This window comes from Variovorax sp. P1_H2 (assembly GCF_056405295.1).
Map to the genome: position 1 here is coordinate 1 of NZ_JBFUCJ010000232.1, position 3,841 is coordinate 3,841.

Sequence of the window (3,841 nt, forward strand, 5' to 3'; positions counted from 1 at the left end):
ATCCGATCCTTCCAGTCGTCGGGCAGCATCTTGCCGTGCTTCTCGAAGTAGTCCCAGCTCGAGAATTCGAAGTGGTCGAACTTCAGGTCGATGCCGAACTTGCGGCTCGCGGCATCCAGCACGCGCAGGCCCTCGGGCATGGTTTCCTTGCCGATGCCGTCGCCGGCGATGACTGCGATGCGTTGGGTGCTCATGTCACGATCCTTGGGTTCGCTTTGAAAAAGGAGAGCGCTTCGGTCAACAGTTCGACCGGCGCCTCCTCGGGAATGTAGTGCCCGCACGGCAGGGCGCCGCCGGCCACGTCCTCGGCCCGCTCGCGCCACAGTGCCAGCACGTCGAACGAGCGCCCGACCGCCCCGTGTTCGCCCCACAGTACGCGCAACGGCTGCTTCAGCTTGCGGCCCGCGGCGATGTCGGCCCGGTCGTGCGCGAGGTCGATGCCGGCCGAGGCACGGTAGTCCTCGCAGATGGCCTGCGCGCTGCCGGGGATCGCGGCACAGCGCTCGTATTCGGCCAGGGCCTTGGACGCGAAAGGCGCGAGACCCGCGTGGCGGCCGCCCATCACGCTGCGGATGTAGCGCCCCGGATCGCTCTCGATCAACGCTTCCGGCAGCGGCGGCGGCTGGATCAGGAAGAACCAGTGCCAATAGGCCCGTGCGAAGGCCTCGGAAGTGTTCTCGTACATCGCGAGCGTCGGCGCGATGTCGAGCAGAAGCAGCCGCTCGACCGCCTCGGGATGGTCGGCGGCGAGCCGATGGGCGACCCGCGCACCGCGGTCGTGCGCCAGCACGCCGAAGCGCTCGAAGCCGTGCTGCCGCATCGCGTGGAGCGCATCGAGCGCCATTTCGCGCTTGCTGTAGGTCCGATGCGACTCGTCGGCCGGCGGCCGGCCCGAATCGCCGTAGCCGCGCAGGTCGAGCAGGACGACCGTGAAATGCTCCGCCAGGCGCGGTGCCACGCGGTGCCAGTTGGCGTGGGTCTGCGGGTGGCCGTGCAGCAACAGCAAGGGTGCCCCATTGCCGCCGATGCGGCCATGCACGCGGACCCCATCGCGCGACAGGTCGAAGGAGGAGAAGGCATCGAACATCCGGCCGATTGTGCGTTGCGCCCCATGGAGCATCAAGCAACAATGAACCAATTGATAATTTCCTGAATGGCAGCAATGGACCGTAATGACCTCGAACTGGTGCTGGCGATCCGCAGCCGTGGCAGCCTGGCCGGCGCCGCGCTGGCACTGGACGTGGTGCCGTCGGTCGTGACCAAGCGGCTGGGCGCGCTGGAGGCCCGGATCGGCCAGCGGCTGTTCGATCGCACCACGCGCCGCCTCAGCGCCACCGTCGAAGGCGAGACGGTGTGCCAGCACGCCAAGGGCCTGCTCGAAGCCTTTGCCGCCCTCGAAGACGAGCTGGGCGAGCGGCAGAGCGAGCTGAGCGGCACGGTGCGGCTGGTCGGCACCTTCGGCTTCGGCCGGCGCTGGCTCGGCCCGGTGCTGGCGGACTTCAACCAGCGGCACCCGGGGCTGGAGATCCAGCTGATGCTGGCCGAGAAGCTGCCCGATCTCGGCGCCGAGGGCTTCGACGGCGCGGTCTGGCTCTGGACACCGCAACACCTTCGGGCCGGCGACTGGGTCGCGCGGCGCATCGCGCGCAATCAGCGGGTGCTGGCCGCCAGCCCGGCCTACCTCGCGCGCCGCGGCACGCCGGCGGACGTCGCCGGCCTGGCTTCGCATGACTGCCTGGTGACGCGCGAGAACAGCGACGGCAACGAACGCGAGTTCGCGCTCTGGACCCTGCGCCACGCCCGCGACGGCACGACGGCGCGCGTGCGCGTGCGCGGTCCGCTGTCGAGCAACTCGGGCGAGATGGTGCGCGACTGGTGCCTGGCCGGCCGCGGCATCATGCTGCGCAGCCTGTGGGACATCGCGCCGCAACTCGCGTCGGGTGCGCTGGTCCGCGTGCTGCCGCAGTTCGCGATGCCCGACGCCGACATCCAGTGGCTCGCCCCCTGGCGCCCGAAGACGCCGCGCCGGGTCCGGCTCCTGATCGATTTCCTGGTCGAGCGATTCCGCGGCGAACCGTGGAAGCAGCTCAGCGCCTGACGACCAGGCTGACCCCGACCGCGGTGGTCGCGATGCCCGCCAGCGTCAGGGCCGTGATCGGCTCCGAAAACAGCAGCCAGGCCATCACGGCCGTGCAGGGCGGCACCAGGTAGAGCAGGCTCGTGACCGCAGTGGCGGTGCCGCGCTGAATCAACAGGTAGAGCAGCGAGCTGCCGCCCAGCGACAGCGCCAGCACCGACCAGGCCATGGCCCCGCCGGAGGCCAGGTTCCACTGGATGCTGTCGGACTCCATGGCCGCGAAAGGCAAGGTGACGAGCAGTGCCGCCCCGAGCTGGATCGCGCTCGCGCTGCGGACGTCGCAGGGCGCGAGAAAGCGCTTCTGGTAGAGCGTTCCGGCCGTCATCGAGAACAGCGCCGTGAGCGCCAGCGCCATGGTCGGCACGCTCACCTCCCCGCCCTGCCCCAGTTTGCGCGAGACCACCATCACCAGCCCCGCGAAGCCGAGGAACAAGCCGGCCCATTGCGAGCGGGTGATGCTGCCGCCGCGCATCGACAGCCAGACCGCGGTGAGCACCGGCTGGATGCCGACCAGCAGCGCGACCAGCCCCGAACCCATGCCGGCGCGCACGGCCGCCCAGACGCCGCCGAGATAGCCGGCCTGCATCAGCACGCCGGTCACGGCCAGGTGCGCCCATTGCGCGCGATCGCGCGGCCAGGTCACCCGGGCCCAGCGCACCCAGACCAGGAAGCAGAGCACCGAAAGCGCATAGCGCACCGTGAGGAACTTGAGCGGCGGCGCATAGGGCATGCCGTAGCGCGCCACGATGAAGCCGGTGCTCCACATCAGCACGAAGACCGCCGGCATCGCCCGCAGCCAGCCCGCCGAGCGGGCCGTTGCGCTCATTTCGCGCGCGCCCGGATTTCGGGGATCGCCTTCCGCAGGTAATAGACCATCGACCAGACCGTCAGCACGGCCGAGATCCAGATCAGCCACTGTCCCCAGGTGCCGGTGTCGATCCGGCCGAACAGGTTGCCATCGAAGAGCAGGAACGGGATCGCCACCATCTGCACCACGGTCTTGACCTTGCCGACCATGTGGACCGCGACGCTCTTGCTGGCGCCGATCTGCGCCATCCATTCGCGCAGCGCGGAGATCGCGATCTCGCGGCCGATGATGATCAACGCCACGAAGACATCGGCGCGGTTCAGATGAACCAGCACCAGCAGCGAGGCGCAGACCAGGAACTTGTCGGCMACCGGATCGAGGAAGGCGCCGAAGGCCGAGGTCTGCTTCAGGCGGCGCGCCAGGAAGCCGTCGAGCCAGTCGGTGGCCGCGAAGACGATGAACATGACCGTGGCGATCAGGTTGCGCATCGGCTCGGCCAGCGGCAGGTAGAACACGCCCACGATCAAGGGAATCGCGACGATGCGCGTCCAGGTCATGATCGTTGGCAGGGTCCAGAACATTGCGTTGGAGTATATGGGGCCGGGCGGAGTCGCCCCCACGCTCCCCCACTGCGTGTGGGTCGCTGCCCCCCAAGGGGGCCGCAGGCCGCCTTGGGGCGGCCCGGCGTCGGCCTGGATTGCCCCCCACGCTCCCCCACTGCGTGTGGGTCGCTGCCCCCCAAGGGGGCCGCAGGCCGCCTTGGGGCGGCCCGGCGCCGGCCTGGATTGCCCCCCACGCTCCCCCACTGCGTGTGGGTCGCTGCCCCCCAAGGGGGCCGCAGGCCGCCTTGGGGCGGCCCGGCGCCGGCCTGGATTGCCCCCCACGCTCCCCCACTG

The 3,841-nt window shown here is 69.9% G+C and carries 5 protein-coding genes; 1 reads left to right on the plus strand and 4 read right to left on the minus strand.

Features of this window, described 5'->3' with window-relative positions:
- Both AC1D2E_RS35085 and AC1D2E_RS35090 read right to left on the minus strand, forming a co-directional pair.
- Positions 1-194, minus strand: a 194-nt coding sequence (locus AC1D2E_RS35085) for an isocitrate/isopropylmalate family dehydrogenase (protein ID WP_478201675.1), incomplete at its 3' end; no start/stop codon positions are given.
- Positions 191-1,087, minus strand: coding sequence for an alpha/beta fold hydrolase (locus AC1D2E_RS35090; RefSeq protein ID WP_478201676.1), 897 nt, complete (start codon positions 1,085-1,087; stop codon positions 191-193). The genes AC1D2E_RS35085 and AC1D2E_RS35090, both read right to left, overlap by 4 nt.
- Before the next feature lie 75 nt (positions 1,088-1,162).
- Between AC1D2E_RS35090 and AC1D2E_RS35095 the strand changes: the two genes are divergently transcribed.
- Positions 1,163-2,098: a LysR family transcriptional regulator gene (locus AC1D2E_RS35095; protein ID WP_478201677.1), complete on the plus strand. Its 936-nt coding sequence runs from the start codon at positions 1,163-1,165 to the stop codon at positions 2,096-2,098.
- Here AC1D2E_RS35095 and AC1D2E_RS35100 read toward each other — a convergent pair.
- Together AC1D2E_RS35100 and pgsA are read right to left on the minus strand one after the other, a co-directional pair.
- Positions 2,088-2,963, minus strand: a complete 876-nt coding sequence (locus AC1D2E_RS35100) for a DMT family transporter (RefSeq protein WP_478201678.1) — start codon at positions 2,961-2,963, stop codon at positions 2,088-2,090. The two genes, AC1D2E_RS35095 and AC1D2E_RS35100, sit on opposite strands and share 11 nt — an antisense overlap.
- Positions 2,960-3,526, minus strand: a complete 567-nt coding sequence (gene pgsA, locus AC1D2E_RS35105; protein WP_478201679.1) for a CDP-diacylglycerol--glycerol-3-phosphate 3-phosphatidyltransferase — start codon at positions 3,524-3,526, stop codon at positions 2,960-2,962. The genes AC1D2E_RS35100 and pgsA overlap by 4 nt, the downstream gene beginning before the upstream one ends.
- Between the last annotated feature and the right edge of the window lie 315 nt (positions 3,527-3,841).